Genomic DNA, 21,911 nt, shown 5'->3' on the forward strand with positions numbered 1-21,911 from the left:
TTTCCTCTTTTCTATTTGATTTTTTACGCAAGCAATTCTGGCCATGCGTTTTGGATCACTTCAATACTGGTTTTGTAATTTTGCTCTGCTGCTTTTTGATAGCCTTGACTTAAAATCGGATCAGAAATCACTTCCGTGCCTACAACACGAGGCTTGATGCCGTGAGCTTTTAGTGCCCGTAAGAAGCCTTCGGTATCACCCCATCCTGTTCCTGGACATAAGCGATCGTGCATCGACTCATCACGTAAGATCGTATCAGGATAACGTCTTTCTAAAACATCACAAATTTGGATCGAAACAACTTTCTCCGCTGGAACCCCTTCCAAGTCAGCTGCTGTCATGTTGGCTCTCGCCCAGTGCCAAGTATCTAGGATCAGCATCCCATTTTCACAATCTGCCTCTTTGACAATATTCCATGCACTAGCTAGATCAGGAACACCGCTATAAGGCATGAATTCTAACCCAATGACTAATTCTTTTGCTCGTGTACATAGTTCTTTAAAGGCTTGGATATGAACCTCTGCTGGGTATTTTTCCATCAAGCCACAATTGATGTGCCCAACACCAAACAAACGTGCCATATGATAGATCGTTTGCTCTTTAAATTGTTGCAGCAGTGTTTCCGGTGTTTCCATCGTTTTATTTGGATCAGCCCACAAGGTGATATATTCGACCTCGGTTACTTTCATGTCATGTTCTGCAAGAATTTCAAGCATCCGCTCATCCGAATAGCCTTGCTTCACAGCAAGCATATAGGTCTCCGCACGTAAACCGATCCCGTCGTATCCTGCCTCTTTCGCGATCTTCACTCTGTCTTCAAAATTAATCTCTGTCCCTAATGTGTAAGAACTAATCGTCAATGGAATGTTTCTCATGTTATTTCCCCCTTTAAAAGTCTGTAAACAACTACTACTTGGTTTACAGCTGGAAATAAAAACACGAACTAAAAAGCGGCCGCAGTAATTGTGTTTTTATTCACAATGTTTATTACCGTTATTATAGCTTTTCCCTCTCCGTACTTCTAATTGTTTTTTCTTTATGGATCTATAGATAAAAGATATAAGTCTTGTGATATACTGATAAAAAAAGAAGGATTTTAGAGGAGGTTTCAATGAATCTTCAGCATTTAAAATATTTTGATATCCTTGCTAGAGAAGAACACTATACACGTTCGAGTAAATTGCTCAACATCACACAACCAAGTCTCAGTAATGCCATTTCACTTTTAGAAGATGAGCTAGGTGTACAACTCTTTGAAAAAAACGGACGAAATGTGATCCTAACCAAGCCTGGAAAAATTTTCCATGAACATGTTATACGAACGTTAGAAAACTTAGATTCGGGTATCGATACAGTAACAAAAATCAGCAAAGGCTTTGGGCATATCAGCTTTGCTTTTTTGCAAGTCCTCGGTACATCTTACGTACCAAAAATCACTAAACAATTTCTTGAAGCAAATCCTGAAAAAAAGATTCAATTTGAATTTCACTCAGATAGCGTCAGTACCGAAACAGTCCAAGGACTAAAAACCTTGCGCTATGATCTCGGTATTTGTTCCTACATCACCAATGAACCAACCATTGAATTCGTCCCGATTGCAAGTCAAGAACTTGTCGTGATCACCGCGTTGGATCATCCTCTCGCACAATTTGATGAAGTCTCTTTGGACGACTTAGCAGAATATCCCCAGATTATTTTCAGCAAAAAAAGTGCCTTACGTGAAATCATCGATGACCTTTATCAGCGTAACAACGTCAGCTATCAAGTAGCCTACGAAGTCAAGATCGATCAAGTGATCGCTGGACTAGTCAGTCAAGGATTGGGGATTGCTATCATTCCCAATATGACGATGCTTGACTCTTTGCCCCTTAAGCGAATCAAACTTAATGGCATCAGTTGGGAGCGATACTTTTATTTAGCCTACAATAAAGAGACTTACTTACCACCTGTAGTCAGCAATTTCAAAGAATTTATTTTGGCCCATGCAAATCCGAAACAGATCGTTTATTGAGTGACTGGGTGGGTGAAAAACAAAGCTTTAGAAAATAGGAATAAAACTATGTTCCCGCCTTTTTTTGGCGTTTTCACTTAATAAAAAACAGACATTCATTAATGGAATGTCTGTTTTTTATTGCTTATTCTCTTGTTCTTTTTCTCATGACGAATAATGAAAAGAGCTATACTCACCGCACGTTTCGCAGATATAGTAATAATTGCGCTTCTTCTTATTGTAGAGTTTCAACTTCTTCCCATTTTTACAACTATTGCATTCTTCTAATTCCGTCAAGGTTTTATAATAAAACAACTCACTGATCATCTCTGGATAAAAATGTGCAAGAAGCTCAATCAGTTTTTTTCTATCAACCAACAGTAGATTATCACCGGCTATTTCTAATGCTTGATCTGTAAAAAAATGTGTAGTGATGAAAAGCCCATTGGGAAACCCTTTGTCTGGAAAAATCCCTTTAAATGCGGCAACGAGTGGCTTACTGATCCGCTCCGTTGTTTTTTGCGGATTCCAGGCTTTACATTGGACCGCTATTGCCTTTTTATTATTAGAAAAAGCATACACATCAATACCACCATCTTTGTAACCATCGATGTTTTGGACGGTATATCCCATCTTTTGTAAAAGACATTCAGCAATATAATTCAAATCCTCTGATTTACAGGTTTCTAATTGAGCCACAATCTTTTTCAATTTTTTCGGGTATGTACGTTCATTATGGTTGCTTAGTTCTGGGAAATTAATGACTTCCTTCTTTTTCTTAAATGAAAACATGTCTCTTCCTTTCTTGATTGTTTTGGATGTGATTCGTTAAAGCATAGCTAGTGAGTGGTCTTTAATTATGTAGAATAGAAACTGGTTCTTAAAGAGAGAACTATCTACTTTTCTCAATAAAAATCGTGTGAACTCGATAAAATAAGTCAAAAATAAGAAACTTATAACGGAATATTATTAATTTAATGATAATTTTATTCAAGATAAATGTCAATTGAAGTTTGAATATTCAATAATAATCGATGATTAAATCAAACCACTCTTGATCATTGCTCCATTTCGAAAATTACTAGATAGGATTCGTTACAGTGCTAATTTCAACATTCTTGCCTACAGATTTATTGATTCCTTTTACTTTGTTTGTAACAGATTCTGAATGTTTTTTTTCGGTTTAGCAGTTGAGTGTCTATTACCTATAAAAACAAAAAAAGGTTTCCCTCGTAAAAGGGAAACCTCAGAAATGTTATCGAAACAACATTTACATTTATTTGTCTTATTCTGCAGCGTTGTTGTCTTTGAGACCGTATTTCATATCTTTGAATTTTTTAATAAGGTCTAGTATTTCTCACTTAGCTTAAATTCAGCTTTTTTAGTATTGTAATATACTCTATAAATTCCCTTGTTTTCTTTTCGGGGTAGTCAAGGGGTAGTCAATCCGCCAGCATGATACGAACCAACATACATAGTTTTCAAAGCCTGTGTTAGGCTTTTTTCTTTACCTTTTGTTCGCTTTACAACAAGAACAAACGTTCGTATAATTCTTGTAAGGAGTGATTGCTATGCAAATACCTTTAGCACACCAAAGAACCTACGCACTTGAGCGCTACTACTATGAGTTTGTTCAACGTATGGGGCCAGCGCACCTGCTATATGAACAGTTTGCTAAGACTATGCAAAATTATGGTAAGCCGTACTTTACCATCCCCAGCAGTTATAGCGGATATCCGGAAGAACTGGCGTTTGTATTCAAGGTCGATGGCGAAGATTATTTATTTGATCATGTCAGAACACAAGATAAGATACTTAGGAAGTACGATCCTAATGAAATATATAGACCTGGCGGTAACTGATATGAATCTTATTACTCAATACGAACAGGGCTACCTATCTCTCTTTGGGTTTATAAATGAATTTCCGGACAGTGTTTCTGAGTCACAGGAAGCTTTATTCGGTGCAAAATGTGTCGAGTTTTATGTTGCTGTCACTTTAGGCAAAACGGATTGCTGCTATTATGTACAACACTATGGAGGCGATTGTTATGAAATCGATGAAAGGCTATGTATCGAAGATACGTGTGTTGAAGATGAGCAAGACCCCTTTGGTGCGGTTTTCTTTGGATGATGTTAACTGCTTGATTGCGGCGCATAGTTTGAATTTCTTAGCCGAAGTGGATGAAGGAATGCAGATTGTGGTTGCTGGTGAGTATAATAGTAGGAAACAATTTGTTGTTAGGAAGTATTCGGTGATTGGTAAGACGAAGATTATGATTGAATTTGAAAATATCAATGTTCGATAATCTTTTTACTTTTCCTATTCATTAAATTACTATATGATGATTGTTATGATGACGGACCATAGTTCCACTTGCACGGCATATGAGAATATGCTGTGCTTTTTTTTCAAAATAATAACCACTCCCGGGGAGGAGTGGCACAATTAGATGAAAAAGTTTTTATAAGGTAAATTAATTATATTAGCTATTTCCAAATCGTTCAAACCATTGGCTCAAAAATAACCCACCCTCAAGGAGAGTGGGCCTGAAAAAAGATATAAAATGAAATAGCCCCGGTCAAGGCTATGATTCCATTCTACAAGAACATAGTTTTTATTTCAACAAAAAATCCACCCTATCCTGCGTAGAGTGGATCTCGAAAGAGTAAACGAAAAATAAACATTTTAGGTATGAGTCTACAATACATCTTTTAATAATCAAACTCAACAAATTTATGACGGTTTTCTAATCAATAATATCTATTACATTGAAATAATGCTAAAATAAAAAAATCGAAGAGTACTAGGCACACTTCCCCAAGCATTACCGCCTAATACTCCTCGTAGAGTATTGCACGCATATACTAATCTATAGGATAAACTTGGTTACTGCAAGTGAAATGAATATGATCTATGTACAAGCCCGCTGAAGCGGGCTATTTATTTATAAAAACCAACCATCTCCATAGAGGAGTAACATAATTAAATGAAAAGTTTTTATGAGTATTGTTTTTCAAATTTCATGCTGGTTAAAAAAAGCTGCATACTTCTCTAAAAGTTTAAAATCCTGCTCGAAGTTTTTTCTGATCAATATTTTATCTCCCAAAAACGACTTTCGAGATGTACGTACTATATTATGATAAACATCATTTTTAATTAAATAGTCTATTTCCTCATTAATTGTTTCAATGTTACTATGATCAGAAAAAGACTGAAAGTATCTTATCGCATTGTACTCTAGGTGTTTTGCACTATTAATTACTTTTCTGTAATGTAATTTATCGACTTTCATAGAATCACCTCTAATACAAATCTAACGCATCTTTAACTTTTTATCAATTTTTTAGACATGATACTCTTCATTGACGATTTTATGTCGTCACAGAAAATTCTACATTAGAAGCATTTTAACAGCAAGGAGGAAGATTATTTTTGCTGACAAAAAAATCCACTCTTTGCATGAGCAATTCTAAAATCAATTAAATTAACTCACCTTTTGCCTGATCGTTATGTGACAATTCTGTAAGTTGTATTTTTTTACTCTGAGTGCTATTTTTTATTAAAAGAAACTTATTTCAGAATAAAAGGTGAAAAAATGTCGACCGTAACCGCACTCACAATTGTTGTCCCTATTTATAATGCTGCAGAACATTTGACTCGATGCATTGATTCAATAACTGCAAATACGTTTAGAAACTTTGAGTTACTGTTAATTAACGATGGGTCAACTGACAACAGCTTAGAGATCCTAAAAGAAAAAGAAATGGAAGATTCAAGAATAAAAGTTATTACAAAAATCAATGAAGGTGTATCTAAAACTAGAAATCTTGGAATAAAAGTAGCGACCGGGAAATTCATAATGTTTATAGATAACGACGATTATATTGAGAAGGATTACATTCAGACATTTATTGATAATTGTATCAAGAACGATGCTGATTTGGTAATCGGTGGTTATAAGCGTGTGAACAAAAGCAAAATCATGTTTTCTGATTTTCCACGGGATTGTGATTGGGGAAAGTATGTTATTCTTGCGCCGTGGGCAAAAATTTATAATCGCCAGATTTTGATAGACAACAATATCTTATTCTTAGATTATCCAATTGGTGAAGATGTTTACTTTAATTTAAAAGTATTCAGCAACACCAAAAAAATAGTGTCAATTGATTATGTCGGATATAATTGGTATTTTAATGGCCACAGTATCTCAAATACTTGTCAAAAAGGTTTTAATAAAGATATTGATATTCTTTTCTTATTAGATAAGTTAATTGAAGCTGCACATGGTCAATCAGATGCCTACTTAAAATACTTTATTAAGCGTTACTATGTTTGGTTCCTTCTGTTCTCAGGAAGACAGGCTCATAGAAATGATTTTCTAATTGAACATAAACGAATTAAAAAATGGATTTCTGACAGGAAATTTGATAGTACACTCAACCCTTTATCTAATGAACTAAAAGGAGAGGGAATAAAAAACAGATTAATAGTTTTCGCTTTTCGATCACTCGAAAAATCGCATCTAATTCCTCTTTTTTCTAAGTTTTATTGTAAAGGAACTATCGGCTGCAAATCAAAACAAACAATTTAATTGAAAGCTTTCTTTGTCCTATTAATAAAAAAATCGCCCACTTTTTTATTTTGAGTGGGCGATTTTTTATGCTTCTGTTGCTACTTTGCGGAGATACGCAACTTGAACTGGATCTGTGTGAATCCAAGTTTCATAGCCTGCTTTTTCCATCATCGCTTGGATTTTCTTCAAGTCGCCTTCTGTTTTCACATGAGTAAATTTGTTTCCTGTCAAAAAGTAAACTTTCGGATCATTTTGATTTCTAAATAGTAACATGGTTTCTCCTACTTTCTTTGGTTGAATTTGTGGTGTGTTTGCTTGTGTGTTGTTGCTTGTATTGCTGAAAACTGCGTTCTTGAATCGTTCGAATTCACTTGGTTTTGCTACCCAAGGAGCTGGACAGTTTTTGCCTGTTACGTCAAAGTGGCGCCAAATCTTCTCTCTCGTAATATGAGGATAAATGGCGATCAATTCTTTAACGGCCTTCACAGCATTTTGGAATGTCTTTTCCGTAATGTTTCCATTCTTGTCTAGGCACATTTCAACACCGATCGTTGAATAGTTGGCGTTGCCTATCTTAGAATACAGCGGCCGATAGCGTGAACCATCTGCATTGTATTTGCTAATTTCGTTGGCGTGATACGCAACTTCATTCAAGGGAATGATACAGAGTGCTTCAATATCATCTACAAACAGTTGAGCAGAAGCATAGGTTCCTTTTAGATTATTAAAATAGTTCTTGTGATTGCGTGCGGTGCCACCGTTGTTGGCGGTGTAATGCATAACGATACCATCAATACCGTTATTCCTGATACCTGGTCTTGAGTACTCATTAATATTGATATACTCGTATTTGATGAAACTCATATCAATCATCCTCTCTAAAAAAAGAAGCAGCCGTCGGCTACTCCTTCTTGTCGGTAAACTCCTGCCCATCACCATAATCTGGTTTTTGTTCATCTTGATACTGGCTGCTAGCGATATTCAAAAACACACCAGCTAAAGTTGCAGCAGCCGTAATCGTTCCAACAATGATTTCTGTCGAGAATCCATATAAACCACCTAGAGTTACGATAAACGCCGTGATACCTGGCACCCCAACGGTTAAAACTTTTTTTGCTAAATCATATTGCTTGTTCGTCAAATTCATATTATTTCCCTCTTTCTTTCCATAAAGATTTTAATTGTTCCCCATGCTCAATCAATCGATCATTGTGTTTATCCAAGCGCTCATCATGTCGCTTTAATTCATCATGAATTGCAACACGATCAGATTTACTTGCTTCTAAATCTCTTGTTAAAAGATCTAAATTATGAGCCAGTTTAGTTAGATTGTCGGAAATTTTTGTAAAATTGGACATTACTGGTTTGATTACAAATGCCAGCATTCCCACGATTGTCATAATCCAACCCGCCCAAGTTGCTAACTCCCCTATATTTAACATATGCCACCTTCTTTCCAATAAATTAAAAGAGCAACCTATTCTGGTTGCTCTTTCGTAAATGTTTCTCCGATTTTTTCCTGAACTAGATTCAGAATGAAAGATAGATCCAATTCATCTTTCCCAATATTCACTTGGCCAGAAAAAGACTGTACATCTCCTGCCTTTCCGTCGACATAAATAGTGTATCCCTTTACTTGTTTTTGCGAGTCATAATTAAATGTAATACTTGCAATATTCATCGTTTCACCTCCCCTATAGACTAACAAATCTAATCCCTGATAGTGAGATATAAGTCACACCACTGTCTGCGGAAGCTACCATCAAATCACCATTTAATTCTACTTGTATACGACCAGATCGACCAGAATTTGCCCCACATAAAAAAAGTTCAAGCATTGAAGCAGCATAAGGAATCGAACCGATTCTTCGTCCGGTTAAATCAAAATTCCCACTAGATGGTCCCACACGACCTCTCAATTGGACTTCATACGATCCATCAAGTAATTGGATTCTACGGTACTGAGGAGTAGCTCCTTCAATGGTTATGTAGCCACTTGCTAACGGAATATTTACCCAAGGAACTGATGTCAGTTGTTGAGCCGTAAGCTGTCCAGAAAAACCATTTTGACGGTCATTTAAAGTAAGTCTATCAAATGATAGAGAAGCAGATGAGATAAGTGAGTTAGCATCTCCTACTTTGTCTCCAGTATATCGAGTCATAGATACAAGTTGATGACTAAAGATAGTCTCGTAGGATTGAGTAGTAACTCCCTGAGAGTTCTTAATCACTCCTGAGTTGTAAAGCTCTGCCGAACCAATCCTCTGCGTACCTTGTGCAAAAGTTCCGTCATTGTACTGTCTAGTATAAGGATTGACAAACTCAGAACTGTTGATGGTAACCCCATTGATAGTACCTGCTGTAATAGTTCCTAGGTTTGCAGTGATGGCAGATAAGGTCGTAGCAACTATATTATCTGCTGTAAAAATATATAGATTAAACTTGCTGCCATTCCATTGATAAGTCGCACCGATAATGTACCCACTTGCACCTGTGTTTTGCCACAGCATACCAACATAAGGATTAGTTGGCACTGTTGCTTGACTGATGATGCCAGTCGGGTCACCTTTTTCACCTTGTTTGGCAACAGTATATGAAGTGTTTGTTGTATTATCTGTGAAAGTTAACACTGTCCTTGTCCATAAAAAGCTTCCAGCAGCAACCGTAGGAATTGATGTGGTCCACCCACTACTAGGCGCTGTTGTCCCACTAGTAGAACTAGCAAAATTGATAGTTGTACTTCTAATCCCATTACCTGTTGCTCCCGTTGCTCCTGTCGATCCAGTAGAACCTGTTTCCCCCTTTGCTCCCATCTTCCCTAAAGAATATGCAGTTGAATTTGTATTGTCAGAGTAAGTAAGAACAATTTTTGTCCAAAGGTACTGATTCTCGGAAACACTAGGTATTGAAGTACTCCATGTTCCTGTGGGCGGTGTTGTGCCAGATGTACCAGCCTGATAGGTAGTAGCGCTGGACACGATTCCTTTTCCATCAGTTCCGTTTGTTCCGGCTGGACCTGTGGCTCCTTGCTTGTTCTTCACAACAATCATTATCTTTTGAATCGTCACAGCTTTGTACATCGCTTGATATGTTACGGTTCCAACATCGGACGACAAAGCAGTAACTGTATAACGACCTGCTGAATTGATTGTGCTAGTCATCCCAATTTCAGAAACCTTCGAATACGTTACGCCAGATGAAACTTTGGTTTGACCCTCGTAGATAATAAAATCTCCCAAAGCTTTCGTGAAGTCAGTTACTGTGCCAGATGCATTAGCAGGTACTATAATGGAATCATTTGAAAGATACCCACTGATTACTTCTTTTGCATCTTGGCCATTTGCCCCGTCAGAGCCATCCTTACCATCTTCTCCTGCTGGTCCTTGTGGCCCCATGAATGGTGTCCATGGTTTGTAATCATCAGGATTATCAGACCCAACTTGATTCGTATCTGAATAGAATCCTTCGTATTTTGGATAGGCATTTTCGTAGTCTTCATCTGGTCTTGGGGTCCAAATAGAGTTGTAGGTTCCATATGCAAACTTAGCTCTCCATACAATAAATTCAATAGCAGCTCCTACTGACAATCTTGTAATGGAAAATTGCCTAGCTGCCCCAGTAAGGTGCGAGTAGTCTTTAGCTAAGAAAGTAACCCATTTAGCTTCACCTGCTTCAATTCTTGTTGAAGTAGTGATATTGCCACCTATATTAAAATCTACTGTACCTGTATTCTTAATATAAATAGAAATATCGTAATTCTCTTTTACCCCAGCAGTGGTCATACTTCCAGCTGGCATCGTACAGGCTATAGTCGAAGTACCACCACTGATTGCATATTTTACAGCTGTCGCGGCATTCCATTCTGGAACTGATACGTTGGCAGTCTTAGTTGAGGTCGCTCCAGCATAAGCAATAGCATTAGGTGATTCCGAATTTCTAAACAAATTCTCATTCGGATAAACCTTGGTAAAGGTACCGTCTGCCATCAAATATCCACGATGTGGATAATATGTTTCACCGGGTTCCCCTTTTTTACCATCATCAATATTGGTAACCGTCACCTCAGCACCACCACGCACATTCCCCGAATCGTCTGCTACCTCAAAACGAAAGACTGCCTTTTCTTCGATATCTGCAGCATTGATCGTCACTGTCTTGGTATTTGAAAACAAAGTGCCATCTTTATACCATTTCAGACTAAAGGTATCTGTTACATCCTTGATACCATCTCTAACACGAGCAGTTAATGTGGTACTGCCGAATCCATTTTTGAAAGTAACTCCATCACTAGTAATTATTTCATACGCAAAGACTTTATTTGCTTCTATCAATGCTTGAACACGAGCAAGTAATGAGGAATCTATTTCTGAGGTTTTTTCAACAAAGTTGGAAAAGGTTGTTTTGTCACTTGAAAAATCCCCCAACACCAAAGACTCAGTTTGTTCGTATACCCTCGCCTCAAGGTAAAGCGGTGGACTATAGTAAACTGAATCTTCCAGTGAGAAGGTATCCCCCGGATCACTATCAAAATGCCCCTCTGTTTCATAATCAACATACACGCTGCTATTTTTTTTAAGCTCTGAGAGCAGATAGCCTTTTAACGCTTCTACAGTGGTATATTCAGTCTCGCCTTTTTTCTCGACTAGATAGCCATCATTGCCTGGATTATTTTTTGATGGAAAAGCATCCCTTGCTTGAGGAGACCAAATCACATCTTGACCTTTTTTGCTAAAGTAAAGCACATTTCCGTTTGCATCAAGTTCTTCAAATTCTATATCATTGATACTAATTCCATCTTTACCGGTTCCTCGAATAGCGGAATAGAAATTTTCAAGGGACGCACTACGATTGATCACTTTTAAATCCTTACCAACTCTAAGAGTAGTAGCAGTTTTATCTTGACCAATCCCTTGATTACTCTCGTCATGCTTTTTGTAAATATTAATGATTTGTTGCTTCAAAGAATAATCGTCATTCAGGATAGTTTCAAATGAAATCTCTGCATCAAATTTATTTCCTAACGAATAGAGACGACCGAGTTTCGATTGGTCCCCATCCCAATCAAGCTTGAGTTTCTTGTCTGCAATCTCATTGATACCGATCGTTAATGTTTGTTCAAAATCAATACTCTTCAGATATTCCACAAAAGCCATAGCAGTATTTGCAGCATAAAAACCAACTTTTTCTTTGTTCAGCTCAAGCGATAAAGAAAAAGCCATCAACTCTCGCTGATGACTAACATCTTTTGCTGTAATAATATTAAGCCAATAGTCTTTTCCTTTGTAGAAAAAAGCTAATTTTGACCCTTCTCGAATGGCGTTGGCTCGATCGTGTTTTTTATTAAACCGCATTTGTAAGACAGTCGAGTCCCCTTCAAAGAAACGGGTTAGATCCGCCTGGTCGAAGTGAATCGCATTAGGTGCGGAATTATCCATAAACGCCAAGGTTTGAGAATCCTGCGCATCTCGAACAGCGATCCGTACATTTTCAGTTGTCACAAGTATTCCCTCCTTAGTTCAGCAGTTGCGGTTTCGACTTCCGCAAAATCGGATAATAATAATTGAACAGTCGTGAGTCCCGGAGGAACCTTAAACCAAGTCGAACCTCTGATTTCATCGTCTGGTCTGGGCATTTCATTCAAGTACAGTAATGTCTCTGATCCACTGATGAAAATTTCTGAGTTATTGGGAAATCGATTCGGATCATCACGCCATGTCTCAACATTTAACTTAGTAAAGGCTAAATTGTTAATATACATATGTGTGACCTTTTGCGTTGATGTGTTCCTTCCTTTGAACTGTCCCACAAAGAATTGAACTTTACTTGCCTTGACATTTTCTATTGCTGAATCAGTATAGTAATAATATGATCCTCGCCAGAAAAAGCGAACACGATTTCCTTCTTTTCGAATATCAAAAGGATTTCTCCGAGCATTTTTTGATTCTGATCCATACGGATTGTCCTTCTCCCAATAAGAAGCAGTAAAATCAAACGTTTTTACAATCTTACCATTCAGCCAAAAATAGCACTGTGCTTTGTTTCCAGTGGTATCCCCTTTTCTCAAAATGTAAGCAGCAATCGGTTTGTTTTGTTCATCGACAATCGCAAGTGTCCACATACCTGTCTGGCCCATTCTTCCGGTTTCAAACCACGCTTGCGCCCACAAATACCAGTTTCTTGCGGATTCACTCAATGAAATCTCTTTGATTGCTCCAAAGAAGTTACTGTTGGCCGTATTTGAAAAACTAGCTGGTAATATACCTAAACCATATGTGGCATTTGCACTCATTGTTGTTACAGACTTTTTATTCTGATCTTGATAGAAAGTCGTCCCATTAGTCCAATTGTCAAAATTACCATTTATATTATTGGTCAATTGTTTGCTTTTATCACTTTCAACCATCGTCCCATCTGCTTCATTTACTAAACCGAATTGCATTGCGCCGTATTCTGAAACCAAACCGATAAAGCCGCTCTCTTTTTTTAATTTGATACGATAGTCAACAGGCACAGGTACTGTCCCTGAATTATTAATTTCAAATTCGAGAACATTTTCTGAATTTAATTTAGTCGAAAATGTTTCAATTACTGTGGAAAAGGAGCGGTTCTTGCTCAGCTTAAATTCTATCTCAACATCAATCGTATCTCTTGAATCCATACTGCGAACAAATGATGTGCTATCTTCCACACTCATTAACCAATATCTATTCTCAAAGATAGAGATGGTCAATTTGTTTTCTTTTTTACCGTACAATGCTAAAGCTAATTCATCTCTGGATTGTACAAAATCATCAGACTCCATTTGAAACTTCAGCGATAGCTTTTTATCGTTTTCCGATTCTTCCAATTCGGTATCTGATAGAGGAAGAATAGAGAAATCCGGCGACTCTATTAAGTCCATATTTTTTGTGAGTTCATACGAACCAAACTTTATAAGCACATCTGACTTCATCTAGCTTCCCCCCTAACTGTTTTGATCACCATTTCTCTTAGATTTTGTTGCTCATTTGCAACTGTACCCATTATTTTTTTATCTACTACAAGTTGAAGATTTTTAAGGCTGTTATCAAAATTCTTCATAATTTTAATTAATTGATCCAATCGATCCGTATAGTCTTGCGTATTAACAATCGTAGTTGATGTTGGCTCTACAAATGGACTCATACTTCTCAAGTTCCGAACCAATGAAGAATCTTCCGGAATACCCACGCCGTCAGCATACTTTGGAATGCCCAAGCGCCGCATGATCGATTTGGTGATACTAGCTCGAGCAACTTTCGTTCCTGCAGGAGCATTGGGAATATACACATTTCGACCTTGAGGTATAAATGGAGCCTGACCAGGGAACTGAACCAACTCTTTGTATAATGGTCCTGATTGATCATTTACGATCATATCTCCACCCGGGTGGTAATTTGTTCCTTTGGCATTTGGAATAGCTGTCTGTCCTGTTCTTCTCCCACGATACTCAACATCAATTACCACATTTTTGCTATATACTTGAGCAATTTCACTCTTCGCTCTTAGTACTTCAGAATAATCTGCTGTTGCATGTAAATGTTTCGCACCAACGCCAGTAGCATTGTAATCATTGATTTTGCTCTTAGAGTTTGCCAATATGCTATTTACATTTGTATTGTCTCCCAATAATCTTTTTAGTTCTGGAGAAACACTGTTGTATGTTTCTAGCATTTTCTTAGATTGACTAACCGTTAAGGTTGCTGGATCTTCTGCTATCAATCTTTTAACTTCTGGATCTAGTGCGTTATACTCGTTCAATGAAGTTTTCGAAAAGCTTAATGCATTTAAGAGATCATAATTTTCAGCATTCAAATTTTTAATCTGGGGTTGAAATTGCTCCCACATTCCCAAATTAAGCATTGTTTCTGCCATGACTTCAGGAGTATTAGAGTAGAGGAATGCCTTTTTCTCATCAAATGACATCTCTGCCCATTTTCCCGAGTCTTCTAATGCTTTGTACATTGTTATTGAGAATTCGTCCTGTAGAACTGCTTTTTTATCAGACCAAGCCATACCGTCCCACCAACCATTAGCAATTGCAGCTTCACCGATAACGTCTTTTGCATTACTATCTAAGTCGGCATCATGGACTACTAGCTTCAAATTATTCCACGTTAGGGAATCTTTAGTAGCTTCTGTAACGACCTCTGCAACATTGGATTTAACTTCTCCGGTCTTTTCATCAAAAACTAAATCATTCCAAGTTTGAGCTGCTTTCTTACCAGCCTTACTTGATTCTGATGCAGTCCAAGAGATTTTTTCCGCATTCTTTTCTGCATTTGATGCCAATTCTCTTGATAAGTCAGAAGCGCTCTTTAGGATTTTTTCGTTTTCTGCAATTGCACTATCAGCATAATCACCCATACTCGAAATTAGTTGACCGTTTGCAAGAGAGACCTCATTTTGCAATTCAGGATATTTTTTAAGAATCGTTTCCATTTGAGAATCAAAACCTTTTACAGTCGTTGAATTTATCTCATCCCAAGCCGCCAGAAATTTTTTAGCGAACTCGCCATCTAAGTTGTATCCCAAATCTTGTAAGTACTTTTCTTTTTCTTGTCTACTTAAAGTTGCATTTTGCTGGGCTATCTGCCTTTGCTTACCTAAAGATTGCAACCACAATTTTGCTTCTTCCTCTGTTGCATTTGCTACATCTGCGTTCATGGCTGCAAGTATTTTTTTCTTCTCATTTGCAGAAACATCTAAAGTTTCAACATATGCTTGAGTTGTATTTTTCGCCAGATCTTGAATAATTTTTGCTTCAGATACACTAATCTCTCGATTGCTATTACTAGCTGCTTTCTTTATCTCTGTGATTCTTGCGGTATTCTCTTGAACTGTTTGTAATGCAGATTCCGCCTTAACTTTTTCGTCTTCTACCATTTCACTGACAGAAGAATTAACAGATTCAGGAAGTCCTTTTATTAATTTATCCAAGCCCTCGACTTTCTTCACAAGGCTGTCTTCAATGGTCTGACCTATTTTCTCAAAATTTGAAATCATAGAGTCAGAGTTAGTGGCAAATCCATCTGCCATTAAACCGAATTGCCCTGATGCTTTTTGCGTATTATCCTGCACTTTTGTTAAGGTGCCATTAACTGCTTCTCCAACATCAGTTCCCCATCGTTGAACACGTTGACTAGAATTCCAAGCTTCTTCACCGAATAATTTCCATGCACCATACCCGACTGCAAGCGCACCACCAACACCAACTATACCAAGAATAAGCGGACCTAATGGACCGAGCGCAGCCGACATGGCTCCTATGCCTCCAGATCCTGCCGCCCCACTGGCTGCAGCTCCAAATTGTGTCATGGTGCCTGACCCACCTGCTAAAGTTTTTAGAAAGTCATTGGCGGAAATATCTCCATCAATAAATGATTTTTTAACCTCATCGATAGCTTTTTTCTTGGCCATGTTTGCACTTAGATCAATAAAGGATTTTCCTAACCCTCCAATTGTGCCGCTTAATTTTCCGGTAATTGATAACAAAGGGCCAGCGGCCGCAGTAGCAGCTATCAATTTTACGATTATCTGTTGGGTTTTAGGATCTGCATTGCTAAACGCCTCAGCTAGATTACCGATTTGTTTGATTAGAGGTTTGCTCGATTCTAATCCATCTCTTAATGCATCAACAAAAGGACCTCCCAAATCAATAGCAGCATTCACTGCCTCATTTCTAAGCATTTTTAGTTTGGATTCCGTTGTTTCGTAACGCTTGCCAGCTTCTTCAGCAAGTGCAGTATTTTCTCCGAATGCTTTGTTACCCATTTCTACCGCCCCAGCAAATACTCCGCTGGCATTAGCTGCACGCAGCAAACTGTCTCTTAACCGAACTTCAGTTATACCCATGCCATCCAACACACTAATTGCAGACGAACCTTGTTCTTCGGCTTTCCCTAATCCTTCGACAAATTTCATAATTGCTTCAGATGGATTAGATTTGAACATTTCAGCAAATTTGTCACCAGTCATTCCGGCAACATCAGCAAACTGTTCCAAGCTAGTTTTCGAATTGTCAGCTTCTTTATACATCTTTTTAAGTTCTGCAGATATAAATCCCATTTCTTTGGAAACACCAGTTAGTTCTTTGCCACCATTTCGCACCGCTGTTACTAATCTTTCCCAAGAAACACCTTGATCCTCGGCATGTGCTTTCAACTCGTCAAATGAGCCCGCTCCTTTTTCAACAGCTAATTGCATATTAACCATCACTTTAGAGAAAGCAGACCCACCAGCTTCCGCTTCAATACCAACAGAACTTAATGCTGCTGCAAATCCCAAAATGTCGCCTTCGGACATACCAATTTGAGCACCTGCACCTGCTAACCGTAATGCCATCGCCGATATTTCAGATTCTGTTGTTGCAAAGTTATTACCTAAGTCAACCAATGCAGAACCTAAGTTGCTAAATTTATCTTGCGACATTTGAGTAATATTAGCAAAACGAGCCAACTCAGTAGCAGCTGTTTCAGCGCTCATGTTTGTTGACTCGCCTAGATCGATCATTACTTTAGTAAATGCAGAAACATTGTCTGTTTGGATCCCCAGCTGCCCTGCAGCTTCGGCAACAGCAGCTATTTCACTATGGGTTGACGGTAGTTCATTTGCAAGATTTCTTAAACTCCCTTCAAGATCATCGTATGAATAAACAACATTACCATTGCTATCCACCACTTCGTCTGATGTTTTCTTTACACCAGCAAATGCTGATTCCCAACTAATAGCAGCGGCAGTCACAGCAGTCACGCCAGCCGCAATAGGTACAGTTAAGCCTTTTGTCAAACTAGACCCTATGTCCCCTAGTCTTTTGCCGTTGTTTATTAAAACATCGCTTGCTTTATTGATTGAACCAGTTAAACCTTCATTTCTGATTTGATAGTCAGCAATCGCTCCTGCAGTATTTTGTAACTGTAGTTTATAGTTTGCCAGTTTACCGTTAGCATCTTGTAATTGGTTAGCCAGCCGTTTCGTGGAGTCAGTAGCTTTACCATCAACAAATGAACCATCATAGGCTTTCTTGAGGGCGGTCACTTGATTTTCTTGTGCTTTGATAATCTGTGTTAAACCATCGTATCGAGTGCCTAATTTGCCAAGTTTGTTCCCTGCCAAATCAGCTACTTTCATATTTGCTTGCATTTCTTTTGCTAGGTATTGTACTTGCTTTTTAGAATTAGCAACGCCTTTCCCAAAATCGGCATCATCCAACCCTAGCTTTATGACCATATTTCCTAAAGGAGTTGCACCAGCCAAATCATCCGCCCCCTTTCCCTTTGACTAAATCAGACAATGGCTTAATTTCTTTGCGTTTCTTGTTTTTCTTTCCTTTTGGCGTTTGTTTAAACATAATTTCATAAAGGTACAGCGTATCTGTATTCAGAACGTCATTGATTGTCCAACTGGGATAAATCTTCAATATCGATCTCACAACATCTAGCTGTAACTCATGATGATCGGACGAACTTATTTTTCGTCCTTTTTTCCTTTTGGGCCTTTCTTGTCTGTTGGATCTGATTCTTCCACGTCTTTTTCGTAACCTAAGACACGATACATGATGATTTCCAAGATCAAATCTCTGTCCCATGCATCGACACCATCTAAAAGGACAGTTCCGGTTAAATCTTTATCATCAAACAAGCCGGCTACAAACTCAGCACGGAATTCAGTAAGCGCTCTGGCTGAAGGAGCAATATCATTGCCTTCATCATCCTTCTTGAAAAGTTTTGCTTCACCATCCGTGTAATCTAAAGCTTTTGAATACGGTACGTGGCTTTGTGTGAAGGTCTTTCTTGTTCCATTGATCATTAAATCCAATCTGATTTCTTTTCCAATTTCTGACATGTATAATTCCTCCAATTAATCAAAAAATAAAAAGGCTAGTCTTTCGACTAACCTTTGTCATATTACTGTCCGCCACCACTTGGAGGTGTAACAGCACCACCAAGAACGGCAGTTTTTAGTTGAGCGACTGCGGCCGTCCCAAATGCACGTAAGACTTTAACAGTTTTATCATTTTCACCAATAGTAATTTTTCGAGAGATTGCGTTGTAAACATACTCGCCCGCTTCAGGTGTAAAATTTTCATCGTTTTTCGTAGCCAATGAAAATCCATCACGATTAAACGAACCTGCTACCATAGCAAAAGCAACTGGTTCACCATATAAATCTTCTGCTTCAGCGACTGCAGCCATATAAGGAGGATCCGTTTCATCACCGAAACCGTCAATACCTTCCGCCATTTTGATCAATCCTAAGATTTCTTGTTCAACTTCAACAGGTACATCCAGTAAACCAAAGTTTGCAGCTACTGATCCGGTACCTTTTTTTGACAAGTAATACTCAACGTTACCGGCAAATACTTTCACCGCTTCTTTGGATAGCCCTGTTAAGTCGAAGGCAGTTGGTCCACCTTCTTTTTGCTTACCTTCTAAAATGTGAATTTTCGCTGTTGTATCTAGTTCCAATGCTGTGGTAAGTTTTCGAACCGATAATTTATCAAAGCCATAAGTTTCCATTTATAAATTCCTCCTAATAGAATAGACACCGATTAATAATCAGTGTCGTGAATTTGTGTATTTTTTCGATACCGCCTTGCATCCACAAAGCGTTTTGTTTCTGAGAAATATTCGTCAAGCCCACCATTTAACTGGGCATAACCAAAATCCCACATCGCAGCTTTCACTGCTTTAGCAATTTCTTTCGTCAAAATCCTTGATTGAGTTTCAACGTTAATTTGATAACTGAACGTTTGCGACATCTCTTTATTGGCAGCATAGTAAGCACTAGTTGGCGGTCCAAGTGGTGTATCGATGATAATAAATGGTTTGGTCGAATCCAAAGATTCTGGTACTTCGTAAAACTTAATACGATAATCAGTTTTGCCATCAGCATTGACAAAACTGGTTTTTGCTTGAATCAGAGGATTTCCGATTAATTGATTATAGACTTCCATCATCATATCTTTCATCGTGCTAATTCCTCCAAATCTGATCGCATCTCTTCAAATGCAGATCCTTCTGTTTTATCAACCACACCTTGCAATTTTCCCATCCCTCTAGGGCTAATGTACTTACCAAACCGAGTATAGCCAAACTCACTCAAATGCACTAAGCGCCATCTTGAACCTTGACCCCAACCAACTTCGATCGTTTTAGGCGGTCCTTTTTTCACTCCGGAAACAATTACTGTGTCATGTGTTTCACCTGTATCCATGTAACTGGATACCGCCTCTTGCACATCTTGTTGTAATTTTTTTCCATAGTTTCTAAGCGACTTATTCACGATCCGGTTTGTTCTTGCTGGACCTAGATTGGCTTCGAGATTCTTTAGTATCTCGTCCACGCCTTTAACTGAAACGCTCATGAAGTCACCCCCAAGATGATTTTAAGAAAATCGTTATTCTCAACATCTGGCGCAAAATCTACAATATCCCATACATCATCTTTGTATCGGAAATCATCCAAGACTACTTTATGCGCATTGTTTGGCAAATAATCTGTGAATGGATCTCGAATCTTGATTGTGACAGCTTTTTTTGTTCCTTTGCCGCTAAGAATATCTCTATCCTTAGAAGAAGGGTTATAGACTAAGCAGGTGCAGTAATACAATTTCTTGTGGTCTTGTTCACCCGGTTCAGGTCCATCGTTTGGTTTTACTTCAAAAAAAGTCACCGGCGTATTTAAATCACCGGCTACAATTTCAGGTCTTTCATATTTTGTTTTAATCGGCAACTTGATCACCTACCATGTCAATTGAAGCATCCATGATCATCACTTGGAAATTGTCATAAAAGTATTCGAGTGCCTCGTTTCTTAAATAACGAGTACGCTCATAAACCAACTCTTTGCCCTTTTCATACTGTGTAGGATCGAACTCTCCAATGATTGATTTGATATCGGCAAACCCACTTTCCAGTTGTTTGCCAATACTTTCATCTTCGGATGAATGAAAAATACGAAAGCGATCTTTGAATTCATCAATAAAAACTGGATCGTTCATTCGTTATCCCTCCAATAGATCAATTAAATCTTGCTTCTTAGCGTTGCTTGCATAATCAATTGCACGCTCGTCTAACAACGCTTTTAGTTCTGGAACCGTAAGGCTAGAATAGTCTACAGTCGCCATACGAGCGTTAGGCGTTGTTACTCCCCCGAGCCACCGTCAACAGGTGTTTCAGTAAAATCGAGATCATATACTTGTGCAGCATCGTTATTCGTTGGATATCCATTTCCTAACATATCGACAGCATAAAGGGTAGCCCGTTTCATAGCAAATGTTTCTTTGTATACGTAGACTCTTTCTGCTCTAGATTGTGTGGCATCATATTCTTTTCCAACATATGAAATTAGCTTGCCTTCGGGTACATCGACAGATTCGATAATGTGATCCAAACTGATAAATGGCATTGTTGTTCCATACACATTATTCAAGTTTGCTAAAGTGACACGGACAATAATATCCCAGTAGTTAACCGGATTGACAATCAAATATACATTTCCTGCTACAGAACGATATTTAGTTTCACCTTCATCATCAGCATCAATTTTATAGGTGTATTTAGATAGAACTTTCATTACTCCACCTAGCTCACTGACGATCTTATCTTTAGCGAAGGTCAAAGTTCCAGCGCTTGCTTTGTCTGGGTACACACCGCCTGTTACGGCACCATCTAAATCTTTTGTTAAACCGATCGGTTCGTTGTTACCTGTTCCCACAATGACTTTTTTCGCCCAAACGTCACGAACAGCTTCGCTTAAAGAAAGGTTGATAAAGCGATCGATCCACCGAGGTCCTAAGTCTAACGTATCATTCGAAATCAGGAAGAATGCAGTCAATGCAAGTTGGACAAACTCGGTTGCGCCGAACTCAGCGTCTAATTGTCCTTCAAGATCTTTATGCAATGGACCGAAAACTGCAACACCTTTACGACGAGCGCGAATAACTTTAACTCGTCCAACGGTTGGCGTAAAGTTGATAATATTTAGGATTGGATGATCATTTTGTAAGTTTTCAAATACACGTTCTAGAATTGTTTCTGGCCAAACTAATTCTTGATCGAATCCACCAGTTTTAACTGCTTCATTGTAAAATTTCGTTTCTTCAGCAGTTAAGGTCGGAATCCCACGAGCTTCTAAAACACGGTTGTCAGTTACGTTCTTTAATTCTTCGTACTCAGCACGTACTTGTGCACCTGCATCTTCTGCAATGGCTGTGACGTAAGCTTCTAAAGCATTGTTTACTTGTTCAGGTGTTGCATCTTCTTTTGCAGAAATAGCGTTAAAGATTTTTTTCGCATCTGCAGTTTTGTCTGTAATTTTTAACATA

General features: G+C 38.2%; 22 protein-coding genes. 4 read left to right on the top strand and 18 right to left on the bottom strand.

Features of this window, described 5'->3' with window-relative positions; genetic code table 11:
• Positions 1-23: 23 nt before the first annotated feature.
• Positions 24-875: a sugar phosphate isomerase/epimerase family protein gene (locus IGJ01_RS13870; RefSeq protein ID WP_005234024.1), complete on the bottom strand. Its 852-nt coding sequence runs from the start codon at positions 873-875 to the stop codon at positions 24-26.
• A gap of 236 nt (positions 876-1,111) precedes the next feature.
• On the opposite strand from IGJ01_RS13870, the gene IGJ01_RS13875 reads away from it, so the two are divergent.
• Complete coding sequence (locus IGJ01_RS13875) at positions 1,112-2,011, top strand: LysR family transcriptional regulator (protein WP_005234023.1); 900 nt, start codon at positions 1,112-1,114, stop codon at positions 2,009-2,011.
• Between the two features lie 144 nt (positions 2,012-2,155).
• Here the strand turns inward: IGJ01_RS13875 and IGJ01_RS13880 are convergent, their stop codons facing one another.
• Positions 2,156-2,782, bottom strand: a complete 627-nt coding sequence (locus IGJ01_RS13880) for a restriction endonuclease (protein WP_430601189.1) — start codon at positions 2,780-2,782, stop codon at positions 2,156-2,158.
• 779 nt (positions 2,783-3,561) lie between these two features.
• Between IGJ01_RS13880 and IGJ01_RS13885 the strand changes: the two genes are divergently transcribed.
• Together IGJ01_RS13885 and IGJ01_RS13890 are read left to right on the top strand one after the other, a co-directional pair.
• Entirely contained in the window at positions 3,562-3,852 is a 291-nt protein-coding gene (locus IGJ01_RS13885; RefSeq protein ID WP_142967344.1) for a DUF5960 family protein, read from the top strand.
• Positions 3,853-4,040: 188 nt separating this feature from the next.
• Complete coding sequence (locus IGJ01_RS13890; RefSeq protein WP_196043983.1) at positions 4,041-4,298, top strand: hypothetical protein; 258 nt, start codon at positions 4,041-4,043, stop codon at positions 4,296-4,298.
• 708 nt (positions 4,299-5,006) lie between these two features.
• Here IGJ01_RS13890 and IGJ01_RS13895 read toward each other — a convergent pair.
• Positions 5,007-5,285 carry a hypothetical protein gene (locus IGJ01_RS13895; protein WP_430601190.1) on the bottom strand — a complete coding sequence of 93 codons (279 nt, stop codon included), beginning with the start codon at positions 5,283-5,285 and terminating at the stop codon, positions 5,007-5,009.
• 303 nt (positions 5,286-5,588) lie between these two features.
• Between IGJ01_RS13895 and IGJ01_RS13900 the strand changes: the two genes are divergently transcribed.
• Entirely contained in the window at positions 5,589-6,584 is a 996-nt protein-coding gene (locus IGJ01_RS13900) for a glycosyltransferase family 2 protein (protein WP_060792512.1), read from the top strand.
• A 66-nt stretch (positions 6,585-6,650) separates the two neighbouring features.
• Here IGJ01_RS13900 and IGJ01_RS13905 read toward each other — a convergent pair whose 3' ends face one another.
• The 15 genes from IGJ01_RS13905 to IGJ01_RS13975 all read right to left on the bottom strand — a co-directional run bounded on the left by IGJ01_RS13905 (position 6,651) and on the right by IGJ01_RS13975 (position 21,910).
• Positions 6,651-7,430, bottom strand: coding sequence for a peptidoglycan recognition protein family protein (locus tag IGJ01_RS13905; protein WP_196044735.1), 780 nt, complete (start codon positions 7,428-7,430; stop codon positions 6,651-6,653).
• 37 nt (positions 7,431-7,467) lie between these two features.
• Positions 7,468-7,713 (bottom strand): phage holin, encoded by a 246-nt coding sequence (locus tag IGJ01_RS13910; RefSeq protein ID WP_196044734.1) that lies wholly within the window; start codon positions 7,711-7,713, stop codon positions 7,468-7,470.
• Between the two features lies 1 nt (position 7,714).
• Positions 7,715-8,008 carry a hypothetical protein gene (locus IGJ01_RS13915; RefSeq protein WP_010748260.1) on the bottom strand — a complete coding sequence of 98 codons (294 nt, stop codon included), beginning with the start codon at positions 8,006-8,008 and terminating at the stop codon, positions 7,715-7,717.
• Between the two features lie 35 nt (positions 8,009-8,043).
• Complete coding sequence (locus tag IGJ01_RS13920; protein ID WP_010748259.1) at positions 8,044-8,247, bottom strand: hypothetical protein; 204 nt, start codon at positions 8,245-8,247, stop codon at positions 8,044-8,046.
• Positions 8,248-8,260: 13 nt separating this feature from the next.
• Entirely contained in the window at positions 8,261-12,064 is a 3,804-nt protein-coding gene (locus tag IGJ01_RS13925) for a phage tail protein (protein ID WP_196044604.1), read from the bottom strand.
• Positions 12,061-13,518 carry a phage tail family protein gene (locus tag IGJ01_RS13930; RefSeq protein WP_420657094.1) on the bottom strand — a complete coding sequence of 486 codons (1,458 nt, stop codon included), beginning with the start codon at positions 13,516-13,518 and terminating at the stop codon, positions 12,061-12,063. Before IGJ01_RS13930 ends, IGJ01_RS13925 begins: the two co-directional genes overlap by 4 nt.
• A complete protein-coding gene (locus IGJ01_RS13935; RefSeq protein WP_430601191.1) occupies positions 13,515-17,840 on the bottom strand; it encodes a phage tail tape measure protein in 4,326 nt (1,441 codons plus the stop codon). Before IGJ01_RS13935 ends, IGJ01_RS13930 begins: the two co-directional genes overlap by 4 nt.
• Positions 17,841-18,050: 210 nt before the next feature.
• A complete protein-coding gene (gene gpG / locus IGJ01_RS13940) occupies positions 18,051-18,428 on the bottom strand; it encodes a phage tail assembly chaperone G (protein WP_196044602.1) in 378 nt (125 codons plus the stop codon).
• A 62-nt stretch (positions 18,429-18,490) separates the two neighbouring features.
• Complete coding sequence (locus tag IGJ01_RS13945; protein WP_196044601.1) at positions 18,491-19,102, bottom strand: major tail protein; 612 nt, start codon at positions 19,100-19,102, stop codon at positions 18,491-18,493.
• 32 nt (positions 19,103-19,134) lie between these two features.
• Entirely contained in the window at positions 19,135-19,554 is a 420-nt protein-coding gene (locus tag IGJ01_RS13950; RefSeq protein ID WP_194185612.1) for a hypothetical protein, read from the bottom strand.
• On the bottom strand, positions 19,551-19,949 hold the full coding sequence (locus IGJ01_RS13955; RefSeq protein WP_196044600.1) for an HK97 gp10 family phage protein: 399 nt from the start codon (positions 19,947-19,949) through the stop codon (positions 19,551-19,553). Before IGJ01_RS13955 ends, IGJ01_RS13950 begins: the two co-directional genes overlap by 4 nt.
• A complete protein-coding gene (locus tag IGJ01_RS13960; protein WP_196044599.1) occupies positions 19,946-20,317 on the bottom strand; it encodes a phage head-tail adapter protein in 372 nt (123 codons plus the stop codon). The genes IGJ01_RS13955 and IGJ01_RS13960 overlap by 4 nt, the downstream gene beginning before the upstream one ends.
• Positions 20,307-20,585, bottom strand: coding sequence for a phage gp6-like head-tail connector protein (locus tag IGJ01_RS13965; protein ID WP_196044598.1), 279 nt, complete (start codon positions 20,583-20,585; stop codon positions 20,307-20,309). Before IGJ01_RS13965 ends, IGJ01_RS13960 begins: the two co-directional genes overlap by 11 nt.
• 3 nt (positions 20,586-20,588) lie before the next feature.
• Positions 20,589-20,711 carry a HeH/LEM domain-containing protein gene (locus IGJ01_RS13970; protein ID WP_071859285.1) on the bottom strand — a complete coding sequence of 41 codons (123 nt, stop codon included), beginning with the start codon at positions 20,709-20,711 and terminating at the stop codon, positions 20,589-20,591.
• A 17-nt stretch (positions 20,712-20,728) separates the two neighbouring features.
• Positions 20,729-21,910, bottom strand: coding sequence for a phage major capsid protein (locus tag IGJ01_RS13975; protein WP_196044597.1), 1,182 nt, complete (start codon positions 21,908-21,910; stop codon positions 20,729-20,731).
• Position 21,911: the final 1 nt, after the last annotated feature.

This window comes from Enterococcus sp. AZ089 (assembly GCF_050547225.1).
Taxonomy (GTDB): domain Bacteria; phylum Bacillota; class Bacilli; order Lactobacillales; family Enterococcaceae; genus Enterococcus_D; species Enterococcus_D entomosocium.

Excerpts from the sequence above, each read along its gene's own strand:
- IGJ01_RS13920 (WP_010748259.1), bottom strand. The coding sequence starts at position 8,247 with ATGAATATTGCAAGTATTACATTTAATTATGACTCGCAAAAACAAGTA.
- IGJ01_RS13970 (WP_071859285.1), bottom strand. The coding sequence starts at position 20,711 with ATGGCGACTGTAGACTATTCTAGCCTTACGGTTCCAGAACTAAAAGCG.
- gpG (WP_196044602.1), bottom strand. The coding sequence starts at position 18,428 with ATGTCAGAAATTGGAAAAGAAATCAGATTGGATTTAATGATCAATGGA.
- IGJ01_RS13905 (WP_196044735.1), bottom strand. The coding sequence starts at position 7,430 with ATGAGTTTCATCAAATACGAGTATATCAATATTAATGAGTACTCAAGA.
- IGJ01_RS13885 (WP_142967344.1), top strand. The coding sequence starts at position 3,562 with ATGCAAATACCTTTAGCACACCAAAGAACCTACGCACTTGAGCGCTAC.
- IGJ01_RS13890 (WP_196043983.1), top strand. The coding sequence starts at position 4,041 with ATGAAATCGATGAAAGGCTATGTATCGAAGATACGTGTGTTGAAGATG.
- IGJ01_RS13915 (WP_010748260.1), bottom strand. The coding sequence starts at position 8,008 with ATGTTAAATATAGGGGAGTTAGCAACTTGGGCGGGTTGGATTATGACA.
- IGJ01_RS13895 (WP_430601190.1), bottom strand. The coding sequence starts at position 5,285 with ATGAAAGTCGATAAATTACATTACAGAAAAGTAATTAATAGTGCAAAA.
- IGJ01_RS13900 (WP_060792512.1), top strand. The coding sequence starts at position 5,589 with ATGTCGACCGTAACCGCACTCACAATTGTTGTCCCTATTTATAATGCT.
- IGJ01_RS13965 (WP_196044598.1), bottom strand. The coding sequence starts at position 20,585 with ATGAACGATCCAGTTTTTATTGATGAATTCAAAGATCGCTTTCGTATT.
- IGJ01_RS13955 (WP_196044600.1), bottom strand. The coding sequence starts at position 19,949 with ATGAGCGTTTCAGTTAAAGGCGTGGACGAGATACTAAAGAATCTCGAA.
- IGJ01_RS13945 (WP_196044601.1), bottom strand. The coding sequence starts at position 19,102 with ATGGAAACTTATGGCTTTGATAAATTATCGGTTCGAAAACTTACCACA.
- IGJ01_RS13870 (WP_005234024.1), bottom strand. The coding sequence starts at position 875 with ATGAGAAACATTCCATTGACGATTAGTTCTTACACATTAGGGACAGAG.
- IGJ01_RS13975 (WP_196044597.1), bottom strand. The coding sequence starts at position 21,910 with ATGTTAAAAATTACAGACAAAACTGCAGATGCGAAAAAAATCTTTAAC.
- IGJ01_RS13950 (WP_194185612.1), bottom strand. The coding sequence starts at position 19,554 with ATGAAAGATATGATGATGGAAGTCTATAATCAATTAATCGGAAATCCT.
- IGJ01_RS13910 (WP_196044734.1), bottom strand. The coding sequence starts at position 7,713 with ATGAATTTGACGAACAAGCAATATGATTTAGCAAAAAAAGTTTTAACC.
- IGJ01_RS13875 (WP_005234023.1), top strand. The coding sequence starts at position 1,112 with ATGAATCTTCAGCATTTAAAATATTTTGATATCCTTGCTAGAGAAGAA.
- IGJ01_RS13930 (WP_420657094.1), bottom strand. The coding sequence starts at position 13,518 with ATGAAGTCAGATGTGCTTATAAAGTTTGGTTCGTATGAACTCACAAAA.
- IGJ01_RS13880 (WP_430601189.1), bottom strand. The coding sequence starts at position 2,782 with ATGTTTTCATTTAAGAAAAAGAAGGAAGTCATTAATTTCCCAGAACTA.